The following is a 17,768-nucleotide window of genomic DNA, read 5'->3' on the forward strand; positions in this document are numbered from 1 at the left end:
TGCCATCGCCGATTGACGCCGCCCAAAAGGTGCCCTAGCAGGCGGCATGGCACGCGCACCCCTTCTCCAGCTTTCTGGCATCTCGCTGACTTTCGGCGGCAATCCTGTTTTTGACGAGCTTGATCTTGTCGTCCAACCCGGTGATCGGGTGGCGCTGGTCGGCCGCAATGGCTCTGGCAAATCTACCTTGATGAAGGTGATGGCGGGGCTTGTGGAACCCGACCGCGGCATCCGCGTGGTCCCCCCCGGCGTGCATGTCGGGTATATGGAGCAAGACCCGGATCTGTCGGGGTTTGAAACGTTGGGCGATTACGCGGCCTCGATGCTGCCCGAGGGCGAAGAGTATAAAGTGGCGATGGTCGCCGAGGGGCTGAAGTTCAACCCCGAAACCCTCGTCTCCATCGCATCGGGCGGTGAGCGTCGCCGGGCCGCCTTGGCCAAGCTGATGGCCGAAGCGCCGGAACTGATGCTGCTGGACGAGCCGACCAACCATCTCGACATCCAAGCCATTGAATGGCTTGAAGAAGAACTCAAAGGCACCCGCACCGCCTTCGTTTTGATTTCACACGACCGCGCTTTCTTGCGCGCCCTGACGCGGGCAACGCTGTGGATTGATCGCGGCCAGATCAAGCGCCGTGAGGCCGGCTTTGACGGCTTTGAAGAATGGCGCGAAACCGTCTGGGCCGAAGAAGACGATGCTCGCCACAAGCTGGATCGCAAGATCAAAGCCGAGGCGAAATGGGCGGTCGAAGGCATCTCGGCGCGGCGCAAGCGCAACCAAGGCCGGGTGCGCGCGTTGGCCGCGTTGCGCGATGAACGCAGCAGCCAAATCCGCCGCCAAGGCACCGCGCAGTTGGAACTCGATTCCGGCACGCAATCCGGCAAGCGGGTGATCGAGGCGAAGGGGATTTCCAAAATCTTCGGCGACAAGGTCATCGTGAATGGCTTCGATTTGCGGGTGCAGCGCGGCGACCGGGTGGCGTTTGTTGGCCCCAATGGTGTCGGAAAAACCACACTTCTCAAGATGTTGACGGGTGAGATTCAACCTGATTCCGGCACGGTGCAGCTTGGCACCAATCTGGAAATCGCGGTGTTCGACCAAGCCCGCGCCCGGCTGGACCCGAACGCGACTTTGTGGGACAGCCTGACCAATGATCCGCTGATGGCGGTGTCGGGCAGTTCCGATCAGGTCATGGTGCGCGGTAACCCGAAGCATGTTGTGGCGTATCTGAAAGATTTCCTGTTCGACGAAGCCCAAGCCCGCGCCCCGGTGCGCTCGCTGTCGGGCGGCGAAAAGGCGCGTCTGTTGCTGGCCAAACTGATGGCGCTGCCGTCGAACCTGTTGATCATGGACGAACCGACCAACGATCTCGACGTTGAAACCCTTGATTTGCTTCAGGATATTCTTGGCGATTACGACGGCACTGTGCTTTTGGTAAGCCACGACCGCGATTTCATCGACCGGATTGCGACGTCTACCGTGGCGCTGGAAGGCCGGGGCCGGGCTTCGGTCTATCCGGGTGGTTGGACCGATTACCAGAACCAACGCGTGGTTTCCGGTGGCACGCTGACGGCGGATAACTCTGCCAAATCAGGGGGTTTCGGCGCACAAGTGAAGTCAGATGCGAAGAGGACCGAAGGCCTGACCTTCACCGAACGCAAACGGCTGGAGGCGCTGCCAGCGCTGATCGAAAAGCTGGAAGCCGAGATTGGTAAGGTTTCTGACCTGCTGTCCGACCCGGTGATGTTCACCAAAGAGCCGGTCAAATTCCGAAAAGCAGGCGAGGCATTGTCCGAACGGCAGGCGCAGCTTTCTGCCGCCGAGGCCGAGTGGCTGGCTTTGGCCGAACGCGCCTAAAAACAATCAGCGGCGGCGACGGGGTGCATCAGAAACACCCGATCATCGCCGCTGCTGCCGGACAAGGTGAAAAAGTCGCGTTCGCCTTCAAAACTCATGCCGCCAGAGTCGACCCTTAGCAGCAATGCACCACCATCGCGCAGCGCCAAGCTAAACGCCCCCGCGTCGCCCTCCATGCCACAAGACAGCCCGACAGTATCAGGTTCGCAATACGCACTTCCGATGTAACTGTCTGCCCCGCCCCGCAATTTCACTGAAATATCGACGACCAGTGAGGTGCTGACCTCTTGCCCCTCGGCAGATGTCAGCGCGATATCCGTGATCTGTTGCTGCGGATGTTTTGCCAGATGCGCCGCATCATAGTGGCGCTGAAAGCACGCAGCCTCGGGCGGAAACATCGCGGTCACGCCAGTTTGCCCCAGCAGCGGGCAGGGTAAAAGCACAAGCATAGCAATGAGTTTACCCATCTTCCTCACCTTAATATTAAAACGCCTACCACCGCCCGGACGCGCCACCCCCGGACGATCCCCCGCCACCAAATCCACCAGATGACCCTGACGAGGAATTGGATATGCGCGTGATGCTATAGATTTCGTGTTCTGAATAGTCACAATAGCTGCAAAGCGTGGTTTGGCTGCCGCTGCCAGACTTCGTCGTGTCTGCGGCAACATCGACGACGCGACTGCGTGACAGCCCCTTGCGACCACATTTTGGACAGGCCCGAAACCGCGTGGTCGCATCGCCAATTTGCCGTCGTAGCACCGCAGCTGCTAAAAGCCCGAAAAAGAAAACATACGGCATCGCGCCGAGCAGGCCGGAATAGTCCCGCTCAATCGGCGGCGGATTGTGGATGGCAAACGGCCGCGCCAGACGGTCGATCACCGCTTGCGCCCCGGCCTCAATTCCGTCGGCATAGCGGTTGTCGCGAAAGGCGGGCAGCATGTCACGGTCGATCACCCGCTGCGCCAAGCCGTCATAGACCGCATCAAATCTCGTCCCGAGCGCGATCCGCATCTCATGATCGCCCTTGGCGACCAGGATCAGAATGCCATCATTGCGCTTTTTGTCGCCAATCCCCCAAGCATTGAACAGCTTTTTCGCATAAATCTCAATATTTTGCCCTGATCCACCATAACTTGCCTTGCGCTCCATCGTGACGACACTGATATGCACCCCCGTCTCATCGCGGGCCTTTTGCAGCGTAGCATTCAGCCGGGTTTCCTCATCGGGACTGAGCACACCTGCAAAATCCGAGACAGTATCGGAGAGTGGCTGCGGCAAACCCTGCGCCATTGCTGCAACGGGCAAAAACACCAGCAACAGCAGGGTCCGAATTAGTCCTCGAATCATTCACTGTCCGATCAATTCCGCAACAATGCGCGGGATCATCATGACATCCTCGCGCGTGCAGTCAAACTGACCGACCTGCACCCGGATCACATAGCGGCCCTCATGCCGGGTCTGGGTTAGATAAATCCGGCCATCATCATTGATGCGGTTCAGCAGGTTTTCGGTTTTGATATCATCGGGAAGTGCGAAACTATAAAGTGACAGAATGGGTTGCGTGATAATCTTCACGTTAGGAATAGCTGCTAAAGCCAGAGCCGACTCCTGCGCCCATGCCACATGATTGCGAATCCGCGCCCGCAATCCGTCCAATCCATAAGCCCGCAACGTGAACCACAGCTTCAACGCCCGAAATCGCCGCCCCAAAGGCACAGTCCATTCGTTGAAATTCACGATCTCCTCGCGTCCAGCGGTCTCCAAATAGGCCGGGCGCAGGCCCAAGGTTTTCACCTGAGCCGTCGGATCACGCAGAAACTGGATGGCACAATCAAACTGCGCCCCCAGCCATTTATGCGGATTAAACACAATGGAATCAGCATCTTCCACTCCTTTCCACAGATCGCGAAACTCGGGGCAGATCATCGCCGACCCCGCCCAAGCCGCATCAACATGCACAGGCAACCCATGCGCCTTGGCCACCGCGATACACTCCGCAATCCTGTCAAACGCCCCAATCGAGGTGCCACCAGCACATAAAACCACCCCAGCAGGCAGCATCCCTGCCGCCTGATCCGCCACAATCGCCGCCCGCAGTGCCTCGGGTTGCATCGAGAAACTGGTATCGGTGGCGATCTTAGCCAGATTGTCTTGCCCAATCCCCGCCACCCGAATGGCTTTATCCACCGAGGAATGCGTCTGCGCCGAAGCATAGAATCGCAACGGGGCGTGCCCGTGCATCCCCTTGATATTGCCCTGAAATTCCATCGCCTGCTCGCGCATTGTCAAGATCGCTGACAAGGTCGCCGTCGTCGCCGAATCGTGGATCGTGCCGACAAACCCCTCGGGCAATCCCAGCGCCTCCCGCAGCCAGCCGACCATCACCTGCTCAATCTCGGTCGCGGCGGGCGAGGTCTGCCACAGCATGCCCTGACAGGCCATCGCATTGGCCAACTGCTCGGCCAGCATCGACGCGGGGGAGGCATTGGCCGGAAAATAGGCGAAAAACCGCGGGTGCTGCCAATGCGTCATGCCCTGCGGCACAATCCGTTCAAAATCGGCAAAAATCTGCTCCATCGGTTCCGCTGCATCCGGGGCTTCGCGCGGCAGTTGCGCCGCAATCGCCCCCGGCGTCAGATCCGCCCGCACCGAACGATCCCGCAGGCTCCGATGATAGTCCGTCACCCAATCGGCGGCGCGCTTTGACCAATGGTTCAGATCGTCATGGTTCATCTTGGCCTCCCGGTTTTCACAATCTTAACCTGTGAACTAAGCAGCACAACCAAAACCCCCTTGGCGGCGGGCAAATTCAACGTTATCACATCGGCATGAACACGATGGGCATCATCATTTGCTGCATGACCTGCTGACTTTCCGTCAGGCGGGCCATCACCTCATTCCCTCAACCGGATCAAGCTGATAGACCCGCCGCAGGCAAATGCGAGCGCTAGGGACGAGGGTTGCGATGATCAAACTGCACAACACCAAGACACGGGCGAAGGAAATCTTCACCCCGATTGATGCCAAAAACGTGCGGATGTATGTCTGCGGCCCGACGGTCTACGACCGCGCCCACCTTGGCAATGGCCGCCCGGTGGTGGTGTTTGACGTGCTCTACCGCCTGTTGCGGCACGTTTATGGCCCGGATCACGTCACCTATGTCCGCAATTTCACCGATGTCGATGACAAGATCAACGCCACCGCTTTGGCCCGTCAACAAGCAGGCGACCCGCGGCCCTTGGAGGCTTTGATCCGCGAGCGGACTGAGGAAACCATCCAGTGGTATCACGACGATATGGATGCTTTGGGCGCGCTGCGGCCGAATTTTGAGCCGCGCGCGACCGAATATATCGGGCCAATGGTGGCGATGATCGCTGATCTGATCACCAAGGGTCACGCCTATGCCATTGAAGGCCATGTGTTATTCCGTGTACGTTCGTACAAGAACTATGGCGCACTCTCGGGCCGCTCGATTGACGACATGATCGCCGGCGCGCGGGTTGAGGTCGCGCCCTATAAAGAAGACCCGATGGATTTCGTGCTGTGGAAGCCGTCCTCGGGGGATGAGCCCGGCTGGGAAAGCCCTTGGGGTCGGGGCCGTCCCGGTTGGCATATCGAATGTTCCGCGATGAGTTATGAACTGCTTGGGGCGTCGTTTGACATTCACGGCGGCGGCCTCGATCTGCAGTTCCCCCACCACGAAAACGAGATCGCCCAAAGCTGCTGCGCCCATCCCGAGGCGAGCTTCGCCAATGTCTGGATGCACAATGAGATGTTGCAGGTCGAGGGCAAGAAGATGTCCAAGAGCTTGGGCAATTTCTTTACGGTCAGGGATTTGCTGGATCAGGGCTATCCGGGCGAGGTGATCCGCATGGTGTATTTGGGGACGCATTACGGCAAGCCAATGGACTGGACCATGGAAAAGGCAATCGAGGCGGAAGTTAAACTCTTCGGCTATATAGAGATGATTGCGCGGTACGGCGACTTGGATGTGGCCAAGCTACTTGAACCGAAAATCGAAGTAGTTGACGCGCTGAGTGATGATCTGAATACGCACGAAGCGTTGCGTATTCTTGGAACATTAAATGGTTCATCCGATGCTAACGACCTCGGCCGAAATATCGAATTTCTGGGAATTTTGAATTGGGAGCAACTTGCATCAAAAACGCTGCAGTATCGGCGGGCGCTCGAAATTCTTGCACCCCTGGCAATCCAAATTCAGAAACTACGAGAAGAAGCAAAGGTCAGTAAAAATTTCGTCCACGTAGATGCCTTAAGAAAAGCGATAAGTGAGGCAAATGTTTCAGTGATGATGAGCAAGGAAGAAGTCGTTCTTCGTCCAGAAATGGATTTCGACGTGACTAAGTTGGAAGTCCTCAAATGACCCGCGAGCGCCTCTACTTGTTCGACACCACCCTGCGCGATGGCCAGCAGACGCAGGGCGTGCAATTCTCCACCGCTGAAAAACGCCAGATTGCCACGACGCTCGATCAGTTAGGGGTGGATTATATTGAGGGTGGTTGGCCGGGCGCGAACCCGACCGACTCAGAGTTTTTCGCCAATGCGCCGAAAACCCGCGCCACGATGACGGCGTTTGGCATGACCAAGCGGGTCGGGCGCTCGGCGGAAAATGACGATGTGCTGGCGGCGGTGCTGGATGCGGGTACGCCTGCGGTCTGTTTGGTCGGCAAGACTCATGAATTTCACGTTACAACCGCTTTGGGTGTTTCCCTTGAGGAAAATCGCGAGGCGATTGCGGCCTCGTTCAAACACGTCACCGCCAAGGGACGTGAGGCGCTGTTTGACGCCGAGCATTTCTTCGACGGCTACCGCGCCAACCCGGATTACGCGCTGTCTTGCCTGCGCGCGGCCTTGGATGCAGGCGCGCGTTGGATCGTCCTCTGCGATACCAACGGCGGCACCTTACCCTCGGAAGTCGGCCGCGTGGTGGCCGAAGTGATTGCCGCTGGCATCCCCGGTGATCGCCTCGGCATCCATTGCCACGACGATACCGGCAACGCCGTGGCCAATTCTTTGGCGGCAGTCGAGGCGGGCGCGCGGCAGATACAAGGTACGCTGAACGGTTTGGGAGAGCGGTGCGGCAATGCCAATCTGATCACCCTGATCCCAACCCTGCTGCTGAAAGAACCCTTTGCCCACCAGCTTGAATGTGGCGTCTCAACCGAGGCCTTGGCGGGCCTTGTACGTTTGTCCCGCATGCTCGATGACATCCTGAACCGCGTGCCGCACCGCGCCGCCCCTTATGTTGGTGCCAGCGCATTTGCCCACAAGGCGGGCCTACATGCCAGCGCTATCCTAAAGAACCCAAGCACTTACGAGCATATCCCGCCAGAGCTAGTCGGCAATGAGCGCATCATCCCGATGTCGAACCAAGCCGGGCAATCCAACCTGCGGGCGCGTCTGATCTCGGCGGGTATTGAGGTGGCGGCAGGTGATCCGCGTCTCGGGCGCATCCTAGAGATCATCAAGGAGCGCGAGGATCAGGGCTATGCCTACGATTCCGCGCAAGCCAGTTTCGAACTGGTGGCGCGCACCGAACTCGGCCTGCTGCCGCAGTTCTTCGAGGTCAAGCGCTACCGGGTGACGGTCGAGCGGCGCAAGAACAAATACGACCGCATGGTCAGCCTGTCCGAGGCCGTGGTGGTGGTGAAAATCGGCGATCAGAAGATGCTGTCGGTGTCGGAAAGCATGGATGAAACCGGCACCGATCGCGGTCCGGTGAATGCTTTGTCGAAAGCGCTCGCGAAGGATCTCGGCCCCTATCAGGGTGTGATTGACGATCTGCGTCTGGTCGATTTCAAGGTGCGGATCACCCAAGGCGGCACTGAGGCGGTCACGCGGGTGATTATTGACAGTGAAGACAGCCAAGGCCGGCGCTGGTCCACCGTGGGCGTCTCGGCGAACATAGTGGACGCCAGTTTTGAGGCGTTGTTGGATGCGATCAACTGGAAACTGATCCGCGATATTGGAGCCCCGGTGTGAGCTTGCAGGCCTGCGCTGATCTGGTGGACCGCGGCGATCCTGATCGGTTCGCGGCGGTGATGGCGGCTCCGGTCAGTTTGAGGGCGCGGCTGTGGCCGCTTTATGCGTTCAATCTGGAAATCGCCCGCGCGCCCTGGGTGACGAAAGAGCCGATGATCGCGGAAATGCGGCTGCAATGGTGGCGCGATGTGGTGGCCGAACCGGGCGCACGGGCACATGAGGTGGCGGGGCCGTTGCATGATCTGATCAGGGTGGCGGGGTTGGATGTCACGGTCCTCGATAAGATGGCGGCGGCGCGGGTTTGGGACGTTTATTCGGAGCCGTTTGAGGATCAGGCGGCGTTTGATTTGTATCTGGACGAGACATCAGGTGGGCTGATGTGGCTGGCGGCGCGGGCTTGTGGGGCGGGTGATCGGGCCGAGGAAACTGTGCGGGCCTATGGCTGGGCTGCGGGGTTGGCGGCCTATTTGCGGGCGATTCCGGTGTTGGAGGAACGCGGGCGGCGGCCCTTGGTGGATGGGCGGCCGGAGGCGGTGCGGGAACTGGCGGCGCGGGGGCTGGAGAAGATTTCGAAGGCGCGAGTGGGGCGGGGATTGGTTGGCAGAGCTGCCCCGGCTTTGCTTGCGGGGTGGCAGGCGGAGGCGCTTTTGAGACAAGTTGTGGCCGATCCGATAGTGGTCGCCGAGGGTCGGATGGGGTTGTCGGAATTTGGGCGGCGGCGGCGGTTGCTCTGGCAGGGATTTTCCGGGCGGTGGTGAGTGTCCACGCGTGGGCAGGTTTTCCTGCATGGTAAATCAATGGCTTAACGGTGGTCTGGTAAGGTTCTGTTAAGACGTTCCCGCAAGGTCGAACGCGTAGCGCAGGCCAGAAACCGGGGCCGGTTCGAAGCCCTGTGCCAGATAAAACGCCTTAGCGATGTCATTGCCCGGCAAGGTCGACACTGTCACATAACTTGCGGTTTTGCTGCGGGCATAGTCTAGGCTGGCGGCCAGCAGCGCCTTGCCGATACCATCGCCGCGCGCATCGGTACAAACGTACAGATGATGCAAATCCATGCCGCGTTGGCCGTATTGCACCCGCGCAAGCTGTGTCAGGGCGGCATATCCGAGCAGGCGGCGGCCTGCCTGAAACACCAAGGCGTGCAGCCAGGGCGCTGCGCCAAATAGGTCGCGTTGCAGGTGGGCGACCGTCGCCGTCGCGGTATCGCCGTGATATTCGGCAAGGGCGTGAACCATCTTGCAAAGCTGCGGCAGATCAGAGGGGGTCGCAGGGCGGATCATCGCCTAACGCGTCTCTTTTGGCTGCAGCGCCAGCCAGATCAGCGCACCGCCTGCCAGCACCAGAAACGGCAGCATGGCCATGTTCACGGCTTGCCAACCGGCCTGCACCGAGCTGCCCGAGCAGTTCATCAACCCGCCCGAGGAAAAGCTGGCCATGGTGACACCGCCGAAAACGATCAGATCGTTCATGCCCTGCATCCGGCCGCGCTCGGCCGGGGTAATCAAGGTGGTCAGCATGGTGGTGGCGCCGATGAAGGCGAAGTTCCAACCGAAGCCCAGAAGCATTAGGGCGGCGAAAAAGTTGAACAGATCGACCCCGGCCATCGCGACCGCTCCGGCAGCGGCGAGGATCATGAGGCCGGTGGCCATTACGCGCTGGGTGCCGAAGCGGGCGATGATATGGCCGGTGACGAAGGACGGCGCATACATCGCCAGAACGTGGCCCATCACCACATTGGCGGCATCGGATTTCAGATAGCCGCAGCCAACCACGGCCAAAGGCGATGAGGTCATCACCAGATTCATCAAGGCATAGGATACAGTGGCGACAATCACCGCGACGGCAATCGCGGGGGTGCGGATCAGTTGCGTGCGGCTTCGGCCTTGGTCAGAGCCATGGCTTGCTGCAGCAGGTTTTGGGATTTTGAGAAAAGCGAACAGGAAAACACCGCAGAAATTCAACGCAATGACGGTGAGGTAGGTGCCCAGAAACGGCACCACCATGGCATCATTGGTCAGTTTCACCAGTTCTGGCCCGACGATGGCGGACAAGAGACCGCCTGCCATCACCCAAGAAATTGCCTTGGGGCGGAAGGCGTCTGATGCGGTATCGGCGGCGGCAAAGCGGTAAAAGCCTTGGGCGGACATATAGATACCGGAGAATAACCCGCCCAGAATGAATAAAGCGAAGGAGCTGTAGAGCAGCCCGGCTGCACTGATGGCAGCGCCCAAGGTGCCGCCCAAAGTGCCGACGATAAAGCCCGCGCGGCGGCCATAGCGCGCCATGAAGGCGGAAATCGGTGTCGCAGTCAGCATCGAGCCGATCACCATGGCCGAGATCGGCAAGGTCGCCCAGCACGGGTTGGGGGCGAGGCTTTGGCCGGCCAAACCCGCGATGATGAACATCATCGGCAGTTGCGCGCCTAGGACGGCTTGGGAAGCAACGAGCACAAAAACGTTGCGGCGGGCGAGGCTGTCTTGATCTGTCATCATGTGCCATCGGTAGGCATCGGTTTTGGCGGGGGCAAGGGAGATTCGCTCTGGCCTTATGGATTGCGTGGGCTGGAGGGGTGATGGTCGGGCGGATTATTCAGAGTTTGGATTGCGTGGCGGAGGGGGCGGCTTGGCTGAGCGCATCAGATGCGCGGTTCGCCGAGGCTTTGGGCGTGGTGGGGGCGTTGCCATTGCGCCGCCATGCCGACGGATTCACGGCGTTGCTGGATGCGATTGTGGGGCAGCAGGTCTCGGTGGCCTCTGCCAATGCGATCTGGGCGCGGATGGAGGCGGCGGGAGTGGTCAGCTTGGACGGGGTGCTGGCTGCGACGGACGAGGATTTGCGGTCTGCGGGGTTGTCGCGGCAGAAGGCGCGTTATGCCAAGGCACTGGCGGGTTCTGGCATTGATTTCATTGGCTTGCGCAGCAAAGTTGATGAGGTGGTGATCGCGGAATTGGTGGCGGTGCCGGGGATCGGCCGTTGGACTGCCGAGATTTATGCGATGTTTGCGCTGGGGCGGGCGGATGTGTTTGCGCCGGGGGATTTGGCCTTGCAGGAAGGCGCGCGGTTGCTGTTCGGGCTATCGGAGCGGCCCACGGAAAAGGCGTTGCGGGGGATGGCAGAGGCTTGGAGCCCGTGGCGCGCGGTTGCGGCGCGGGTGCTATGGGCTTATTATCATGTGTCAAAATCGCGGGAAGGTATTCGATGAGAGCGTTGAAATTCGGGCGGGTGGCGGCTGTGTCGGGGGCTGCGCGGTCTATGGTGGTGTTTGTGCATGGCTATGGCGCCGATGGCGCGGATTTGCTGGGGCTGTCGGATGCTTTGGCACCGCATTTGCCCGATACAGTGTTCTATGCGCCGGATGCGCCCGAGGCTTGCGCGGGCAATCCGTTTGGGCGGCAGTGGTTTGGGATTCCGCGGTTTGATGGCTCAAGTCAGGCGGAGGCTAAGGCGGGGTTGGCGCAGGCGGCGGAGGATCTGAACGGGTTTCTCGATGCGCGGCTGGCTGAGGAGGGACTGGGGCCAGAGGCGCTGGTGCTGGTCGGGTTTTCACAGGGCGCGATGATGAGTTTGCATGTGGCGCCTCGGCGGGAGGTGGCAATTGCCGGGGTTGTGGCGATTTCAGGGAAGTTGATGTTTCCTGAAGTGTTGCAGGCAGAAGCTAAGGTCAAACCTAAAGTTTTGCTGATGCATGGCGATCAAGACCTGGTGGTGCCGTTTGAAGAAATGCAGGCGGCGGGCAATGCACTGGTCGCGGCTGGGTTTGCCACCTATGGTCATGTGATGCAGGGCACCGGGCACGGGATTGCGCCGGATGGCTTGCAGGTGGCGTTGAGTTTCATCGCGGATCGGTTGGGGGTTTAGTCCCGGCCACCGCTGGCGAGGAAGGCGGCGCAGCCAGTGAGGGCGGCGAAATCATCCTCAACCGCGAAAACGGCGAAGCTTTGCATGAATTCGGCGAATCGACCCTTGGTGCGGAAGGCCTGCGCCAGATTCATCTCGTCCATATAGGGCACCATCGCACGGGCGACGCCGCCGATCAGGTAGATGCCGCCGAATGGCAGGTGGATCAATGCAAGATTGCCGAGTTCCTGCCCCAGTAAGTGCATGTAAAGCTTGGTGGTTTCGCGCGCCAAAGGCTCTCCCGCAGCCAGGGCGTCCATGATCGTGGCAGCCTTCAGATCTTGCGGCTGGCCGGCCTCAGAACTGATGAAGGCGTGGACACGCTCCAGACCACGCCCCGCGAGGACGTCCTCAACCCCGGCATAACCGTGAGCATTGGCTCCGGTATGGGCGACGAAGCGCGACAACCGGAAGTCTTGTTCGGTCTGCACTGGCATCGCGATATGGCCACATTCCGAGGGTGCCACGAGGCGACCCCAAGCGGTGTCATGCACCGGGGCGGCGTTCATCCCGGTGCCGACGCCGACCACCAGCATCGCGGCGCCTGCCACTTGGGTGCCAGGGATCAGTGGGCGCAGGAATTCCGGTGCTATGTGTCCCAAGGCATGGCCTTGGGCTTGCAGATCGTTGAGGATCGCGGTTTGGCCCGCCCCCGTAGCGCGGATCAACAAGGCAGCATCAATCACCCAAGACAGATTGGTCATCACCGCCACGCCATCGCGGACCGGGCCTGCGGCGGCGACGCAGGCACCATCCACCGATTTCAGACCTTCTTCGACCATATAGCGGGTCAAAACCGGCTCCAAACTGGTGAATTCGGCATTGGCATAGCGGCGGATGCTGGCTTGGCGCACGACTTTGCCATCGGCCAAAGCGACGCGGGTGTTGGTGCCACCGATATCGGCAACGAGGGCGAGAGGGGTAGACATCAGTGACCTCATTGTCTTAACTTTAGCCCGCAGGCTTTTGATTTAGATGGATTTACGTGGGGCAGGGCCGGTGGACTGGCCAATGATCAAATCAGCCTCTAGTAAACGATGCAGCGGGCCTTGGGAGGGGTCGGCGATCAGCGCCAGCAGCATCTCGGCGGCGATCCTCCCGGCATCGCGCACCGATGAGCGGGTGGCGGTGAAAATCGGCACATCGTCGCCATTGCGCAGATAGCTGAGCTCGTCGTCAAAGATGATAACAGAGACATCGCGACCCAGTTTCAGGCCCTGACCTTCAATCGCGCGGCGCACGCCCATGCCCGACAGCATCGAGGCGGCCACGAAGGCGGTTGGTGGATTATCCAGCGCCAGCATACGCTTAGCGGCGCGGTAGCCGGAAAGCTCGGTCATCTCATCGCTTGCCATAAGGGCTGCATCTGGCGCAATTTCGCGTCCAGCCAAGCCATCAACATAGCCGGTGCGGCGGCGGATGGCGAAATCCATATCCTCTTTGCCGTTGACCAAAGCGATGCGGTTGTGGCCGAGATCGAGCAGAAATTCGGTGGCGCGCAGGAAGGCGCGGCGGTTGTTGACATCGACCCAAGAATAGTCGGTCTCAATCCCGGTGGCGCGGCCATGGGTGACGAAGGGCAGCCCCAAATCTTGCAGGCTGGCGATGCGCGGATCATAGGTGCGCACGGCATGGACGATGACGCCATCGACGGCACCGCGGGATTTCAGGTCACGGTAGGCGGCGGCTTCGGCATCATCGGCGACGACGGACAGCAGCATATCATAGCCGTTGGCGGCGTAAATCTCGCCAGCGCCGGCGATGAAATCGGCGAAGATCGGGTTCATGATTTCGGATTTGGTGGCAACCGGAAACACATGGCCCACCGCCATGGCACGGCCTGTCGCAAGCCTGATGGCGCGGGTGTTGGGACGGTAATTGTAGCGCTTGGCGGCGGCAACGATACGCTCGCGCGTCACATCATTGACCTCGGGGTAGCCGTTCAGCGCGCGGCTGACGGTGGTGGGCGAGAGGTTCAGCTTTTGCGCCAGTTCTTTGAGGTTCATCGAGGTTCGGGTGCCCATGGGGTCAGGTTGCGCAGGGACACTAACCGCGCGGGCCGGGGTGGTCAAAGTGTTTGAGGCTTGATTTGCACAATCGTTACGAGTTTTTAAGGGTGTTATTATTTTTCAGTGGGTTGCGGGAAGTGTAAAAGCTTCAAAGCGGTATCAAATGCACGGAAGATTCACCCTGTAACGCCGCTGGCAGCGCGTGCGGGATCAATGCGCTGAGTTGCTGCGCTGCGGCAGAGGGAGGGTTCTGCGCCAAATGGGTCAAGATCAGCGGCTCGGTCCCGGCATCGCGGATCGGGCGGGTGACTAGCGGTTTGCCATCGGGGCTGAGGCGGGCGGCGGGATTGGTGTAAGACAGGCCTAGTCCCAGACCATTGGCGGCATAGCTGCGCATCAGTTCCATCGAGGCGGTGCGGTGGCGGATTTGCGGGGTGAGGCCCGCTTGCGCAAACAGCCCGCGCATATGGCCAAGCGACAGGCCTTGATCCGTCAGGATCAGCGGCTCGAGGGCGAGTTGGGAGAGGGTCAAGCTGGCGTTTTTGGCGAGCGGGTGATCAGGCGGCAGGATGGCATGTGGGGCGATTCGGGCAAGGCTTTGGCGGGCCATGTCGGATTGTAGGCCAAGATCCCATGTCAAAGCGAGATCGACTTTTCCTTTGTGAAGTGCATCGGAAAGTGTTGCAAAATCCATGACTTGCGTAGTGATCTTCAGGTGTGGCGCGAGCTTTTCCGCATAAGTGAGGATTGGTGCCAAACAACTCGGCGCCAGGTCTTCGAACACCGCAAGCCGGATATCCTCGGCTGCGGCGTTGGGATCGGTGAGGCGGGTCAGCGCAGTCAGTTGCGCCTCGGCCAGTTCCAGCCAGCCGCGCCCGAAGGCAGTGGGGGTGAGGCGACCTCCGGCACGGCGCAGGAACAGCGGGCGTTGCAGCAGGGATTCGAGTTGGGCGAGGGCGACCGACAGCGCGGGCTGGCTGACATGCAGCGCCTCGGCGGCCGCAGTCATGCCGCCATGGCGGGCGACGGCGGTGGCATATTCCAACTGGCGGAGGGTAAGGGATAGCACTGGATTATGACCTGCATTGAAAGGTATTATTTGCGGCTATGATTAAGTCGCGCCATGTTGCAAGCCAAGCGAAATCAGGAGGCCAGCATGGTAGACGTAACCGATGAGATGATTGAGGCGTATCAGCGCGATGGCGTGGTGCTGATCAAGGGGCTTTGGGCCGATTGGGTCGAGGAGTTGCAGGCCGGGGTGGCGCGCAACATGGCGGAGCCGGGGCCGTTTGCGGCAGAGAATCTGCGTCCGGGCGACTCGGGGCGGTTCTTTGACGATTATTGCAACTGGCAACGCATCCCGGAATTTGAGCGGGTGATCAAGCAGTCTGAGGTGGCGGATGTGGCCGCCAAGCTGATGGACTCGCAGCGGGTACAGATGTTTCATGATCATGTGCTGGTGAAGGAGCCGGGGACGTCGCGGGCGACGCCTTGGCATACGGATGGGCCGTATTACTTTGTCGAGGGGCAGCAGAATGTGTCGTTCTGGTCGCCGCTGGATCCGGTGACACAGGCGTCGTTGCGCTGCGTGGCGGGGTCGCATCTGTGGCCGAAAGAGGTGTTGCCGACGCGTTGGCTGTCGGAAACCTCGTTTTATCCGAACCCCGAGTTGTACATGGCCGTGCCGGACCCGGATGCGGAGGGGATGCCGGTGCGGGAGTGGCAGATGGAGCCGGGTGACGCGGTGGCGTTCAATTATCGCACGCTGCATGGGGCGCGGGGGAATGAGGCGGGGACGCGACGGCGGGCGTTTTCGCTGCGGGTTTTGGGCGATGATGCGCGGTATGTGGAGCGGCCGGGGCGGACCTCGCCTCCCTTTCCGGGGCATGAGATGGTCGCGGGGCAGGTGTTGCGGGAGGATTGGTTTCCGTTTTTGAAGTGAGGGTTTGGAATGGTCCCGACTCGGGACCATTTCGAGACTTTGTAAAATCAATGGGTTAGGATCGGCTGTTCAGGATCTATTAAGCTTTGGTGCGCTGATTGGTCCCAAGCATCAGGCTTGTCGGGCGGGGTTGGCGGTGGGACAAGGGGGCAAGGAGATTGCCATGACCCGAAGTCCGACCGTGCAGCACCGCCCGAAGGCCTATCCGCCGCCGGAGTTTCCGCCTCGGAAACCGAAGTTGTTCGCCAAGACGCCGCCTGCGGTGTTTTCTGTGGTGTTGGGCCTGCTCGGCCTTGGGCTGGCTTTGCGCAAGGCGGCGGTGGTTTTGGGGCTGCCGGGGGGGCTGGTTGAGGCGGCCTTGGGGGCGGTGCTGGCGTTTTGGGGCTTTGCCACTGTCGCCCTGTTGTCCAAGATCGCGCGGCGGCCTGCGGTGTTGCTGGAGGATTTGCGGGTATTGCCGGGGCGGGCGGGGATGGCTGCGTGCAGCATGAGCGCGATGCTGGCGGCTTCGGTGCTGGTGCCCTATGTGCCGGGGATAGCCTATGGGCTGATGGTGGGTGCGCTTTTGGTGCATGGCGTGTTGGCGGGGCTGGTGATCTGGGGGCTTTTGCAGGCGCCGAAAGAACAGCGGGTTGTTACTCCGGTGTGGCATCTGAGTTTTGTTGGCGGGATTGTCGCGGCGATTCCGGCGCTGGCTTTGGGGCGGATGGAGTTGGCGCAAGCTTTGTTGTGGGGCGCGATGCCGATTGCGGGGCTGATCTGGGGGGCTTCGCTGGCGCAACTGATCGGGCGGATACCACCTGCGCCGTTGCGGCCTTTGCTGGTGATCCATCTGGCACCTGCGGCTTTGTTTGCGCTGGTGGCGACCGGCTTGGGGCAGGATGTGCTGGCGCAGAGTTTTGCAGGTTTTGGTGCTGTGATCTTTTTGGCCCTGCTGCTGGGGTTGCGTTGGGTGACGGCGGCGGGGTTTTCGGCTTTGTGGGGCAGCTTTACCTTTCCGTTGGTCAGCTTTGCGGCGGCGCTGATCGGGTTGGGCGGTCAGGTTGAGCAGATCGGGCTGGGGCTGCTGGCGGCTGCCGCGGTGGTGGTCGTAGGCATTGCCTGGAAGGTGCTTGCGATGTGGCCGACGGGAAAATTGGCGGCCAAGACCAACGCGGCGGAGGCGTGAGGTTGGGGGCAGCGCCTGCCTGCTCCTTGACAGGCGCGAGTTCGCGCCAGTCCAGTCAGGCGCGCCCCGATCTCCATAGCGACAGTTTGCTGCACAACGCCCCTTGCTCAACGGCCTTCAGCCTTTTGAGCAACGAACCGGAAAACGCTCCACTGGAGCGTTTTCCTTCGGTTCAAGGCTAGATCAGCGCCACCCATGCCCGCGCGATGGCAAGGCCGTGGGCGTCGGCGGCGAGGCCGTGGCGCTCGGCTTCAGCGGCGAGGGTGGCGGTGAAGCCGGGAGTTTGTTGCTCAATCACGTCTGGAAAGCGGCGCATCCAATCGGCGACGACGGCGCGGCTGGCCTCGAAGTGGAACTGGGTGGCGTAGCCCGCGCGACCGATACGGTAGCTTTGCACTTGGGCGCTAGGATTGGTCGCCAGATGCACCGCCTTGGGTGGCAGGGTGAAATGGTCGGAGTGCCATTCAAAGATCGGGAATTGCTGCGGCAACAGGCCTAACACCGGATCGGCGCGGCCTTGATCGGTAAGCTCGATCTGGCACCAGCCAAACTCGGGATTGCTACCGATGGTGTTTTCAGCGCCTGCGCCGCGTGCGAGGGCTTGCGCGCCAAGGCAGATGCCGAGGGTGGCTTTGCCCGATAGCGCGGTATCATAGAGCAAGGCGGCGAGATCGGGCAGGTAGGGGTGGCTGTGATCGGATAAAGCCGTCTGCTCGCCGCCAAAGGAAATCAGCGCGTCGAAGCTGGAGGGCGCGGGCAGTTTGCCATCGAGCCACGGTTTATAGAGGTCGATGGTGGCGGCGGCCTCGTGCAGTGCTACGCCGACTTGGCCGTGATGGGTGACGGCGGTATTTTCGATGATGGCGACGCGCATGAAGGCCCCTCGGT

Annotated in this window: 17 protein-coding genes; 8 read left to right on the plus strand and 9 right to left on the minus strand. The window is 60.6% G+C overall.

The annotated features are described in order from the left end of the window. The first annotated feature begins 46 nt into the window (after positions 1-46). Positions 47-1,858 carry an ABC-F family ATP-binding cassette domain-containing protein gene (locus AKV04_RS08695; protein ID WP_054006062.1) on the plus strand — a complete coding sequence of 604 codons (1,812 nt, stop codon included), beginning with the start codon at positions 47-49 and terminating at the stop codon, positions 1,856-1,858. Here the strand turns inward: AKV04_RS08695 and AKV04_RS08700 are convergent. Genes AKV04_RS08700 through AKV04_RS08710 form a run of 3 tightly spaced genes read right to left on the minus strand, consistent with a single transcriptional unit; the run spans position 1,855 to position 4,594 of the window. Beyond that, positions 1,855-2,325 carry a hypothetical protein gene (locus AKV04_RS08700; protein ID WP_156317426.1) on the minus strand — a complete coding sequence of 157 codons (471 nt, stop codon included), beginning with the start codon at positions 2,323-2,325 and terminating at the stop codon, positions 1,855-1,857. The two genes, AKV04_RS08695 and AKV04_RS08700, sit on opposite strands and share 4 nt — an antisense overlap. Before the next feature lie 25 nt (positions 2,326-2,350). Next, complete coding sequence (locus AKV04_RS08705) at positions 2,351-3,208, minus strand: TPM domain-containing protein (RefSeq protein WP_054006064.1); 858 nt, start codon at positions 3,206-3,208, stop codon at positions 2,351-2,353. Continuing rightward, positions 3,209-4,594: a pyridoxal phosphate-dependent decarboxylase family protein gene (locus AKV04_RS08710; RefSeq protein WP_054006065.1), complete on the minus strand. Its 1,386-nt coding sequence runs from the start codon at positions 4,592-4,594 to the stop codon at positions 3,209-3,211. It lies immediately after the preceding gene. A 232-nt stretch (positions 4,595-4,826) separates the two neighbouring features. Between AKV04_RS08710 and cysS the strand changes: the two genes are divergently transcribed. From cysS to AKV04_RS08725, 3 genes are read left to right on the plus strand one after another with little or no spacing between them, the layout of a single operon-like run. Further along, positions 4,827-6,245 carry a cysteine--tRNA ligase gene (gene cysS, locus AKV04_RS08715; protein WP_054006066.1) on the plus strand — a complete coding sequence of 473 codons (1,419 nt, stop codon included), beginning with the start codon at positions 4,827-4,829 and terminating at the stop codon, positions 6,243-6,245. Then, positions 6,242-7,864 carry a citramalate synthase gene (gene cimA / locus AKV04_RS08720; protein ID WP_054006067.1) on the plus strand — a complete coding sequence of 541 codons (1,623 nt, stop codon included), beginning with the start codon at positions 6,242-6,244 and terminating at the stop codon, positions 7,862-7,864. Before cysS ends, cimA begins: the two co-directional genes overlap by 4 nt. Next, a complete protein-coding gene (locus AKV04_RS08725) occupies positions 7,861-8,622 on the plus strand; it encodes a squalene/phytoene synthase family protein (RefSeq protein ID WP_054006068.1) in 762 nt (253 codons plus the stop codon). Before cimA ends, AKV04_RS08725 begins: the two co-directional genes overlap by 4 nt. A gap of 69 nt (positions 8,623-8,691) precedes the next feature. On the opposite strand, the gene AKV04_RS08730 is transcribed toward AKV04_RS08725, so the two are convergent. Together AKV04_RS08730 and AKV04_RS08735 are read right to left on the minus strand one after the other, a co-directional pair. Then, positions 8,692-9,144 carry a GNAT family N-acetyltransferase gene (locus tag AKV04_RS08730; protein ID WP_054006069.1) on the minus strand — a complete coding sequence of 151 codons (453 nt, stop codon included), beginning with the start codon at positions 9,142-9,144 and terminating at the stop codon, positions 8,692-8,694. Positions 9,145-9,147: 3 nt separating this feature from the next. Further along, complete coding sequence (locus AKV04_RS08735; protein ID WP_054006178.1) at positions 9,148-10,353, minus strand: MFS transporter; 1,206 nt, start codon at positions 10,351-10,353, stop codon at positions 9,148-9,150. An 83-nt stretch (positions 10,354-10,436) separates the two neighbouring features. On the opposite strand from AKV04_RS08735, the gene AKV04_RS08740 reads away from it, so the two are divergent. Continuing rightward, entirely contained in the window at positions 10,437-11,066 is a 630-nt protein-coding gene (locus tag AKV04_RS08740) for a DNA-3-methyladenine glycosylase family protein (RefSeq protein WP_202905589.1), read from the plus strand. Next, entirely contained in the window at positions 11,063-11,722 is a 660-nt protein-coding gene (locus AKV04_RS08745) for an alpha/beta hydrolase (RefSeq protein WP_054006071.1), read from the plus strand. Before AKV04_RS08740 ends, AKV04_RS08745 begins: the two co-directional genes overlap by 4 nt. Here AKV04_RS08745 and AKV04_RS08750 read toward each other — a convergent pair. From AKV04_RS08750 to AKV04_RS08760, 3 genes are all read right to left on the minus strand, one after another. Next, positions 11,719-12,693, minus strand: coding sequence for a glucokinase (locus AKV04_RS08750; RefSeq protein ID WP_162232847.1), 975 nt, complete (start codon positions 12,691-12,693; stop codon positions 11,719-11,721). The genes AKV04_RS08745 and AKV04_RS08750 overlap by 4 nt on opposite strands. Positions 12,694-12,732: 39 nt before the next feature. Continuing rightward, entirely contained in the window at positions 12,733-13,767 is a 1,035-nt protein-coding gene (locus tag AKV04_RS08755; protein WP_054006179.1) for a LacI family DNA-binding transcriptional regulator, read from the minus strand. A 151-nt stretch (positions 13,768-13,918) separates the two neighbouring features. After that, positions 13,919-14,839, minus strand: coding sequence for a LysR family transcriptional regulator (locus AKV04_RS08760; protein ID WP_156317428.1), 921 nt, complete (start codon positions 14,837-14,839; stop codon positions 13,919-13,921). Between the two features lie 87 nt (positions 14,840-14,926). Here AKV04_RS08760 and AKV04_RS08765 point away from each other — a divergent pair, with 87 nt between their 5' ends. Both AKV04_RS08765 and AKV04_RS08770 read left to right on the plus strand, forming a co-directional pair. Then, the gene (locus AKV04_RS08765) at positions 14,927-15,712 is read left to right on the plus strand and encodes a phytanoyl-CoA dioxygenase family protein (RefSeq protein WP_054006180.1); all 786 of its coding nucleotides are present in this window, start codon (positions 14,927-14,929) and stop codon (positions 15,710-15,712) included. A gap of 163 nt (positions 15,713-15,875) precedes the next feature. Continuing rightward, a complete protein-coding gene (locus AKV04_RS08770; RefSeq protein ID WP_054006074.1) occupies positions 15,876-16,880 on the plus strand; it encodes a TDT family transporter in 1,005 nt (334 codons plus the stop codon). A gap of 178 nt (positions 16,881-17,058) precedes the next feature. On the opposite strand, the gene AKV04_RS08775 is transcribed toward AKV04_RS08770, so the two are convergent. Then, entirely contained in the window at positions 17,059-17,754 is a 696-nt protein-coding gene (locus AKV04_RS08775; protein WP_054006075.1) for a type 1 glutamine amidotransferase, read from the minus strand. Positions 17,755-17,768: the final 14 nt, after the last annotated feature.

This window comes from Cypionkella psychrotolerans (assembly GCF_001294535.1).
GTDB lineage: Bacteria > Pseudomonadota > Alphaproteobacteria > Rhodobacterales > Rhodobacteraceae > Cypionkella > Cypionkella psychrotolerans.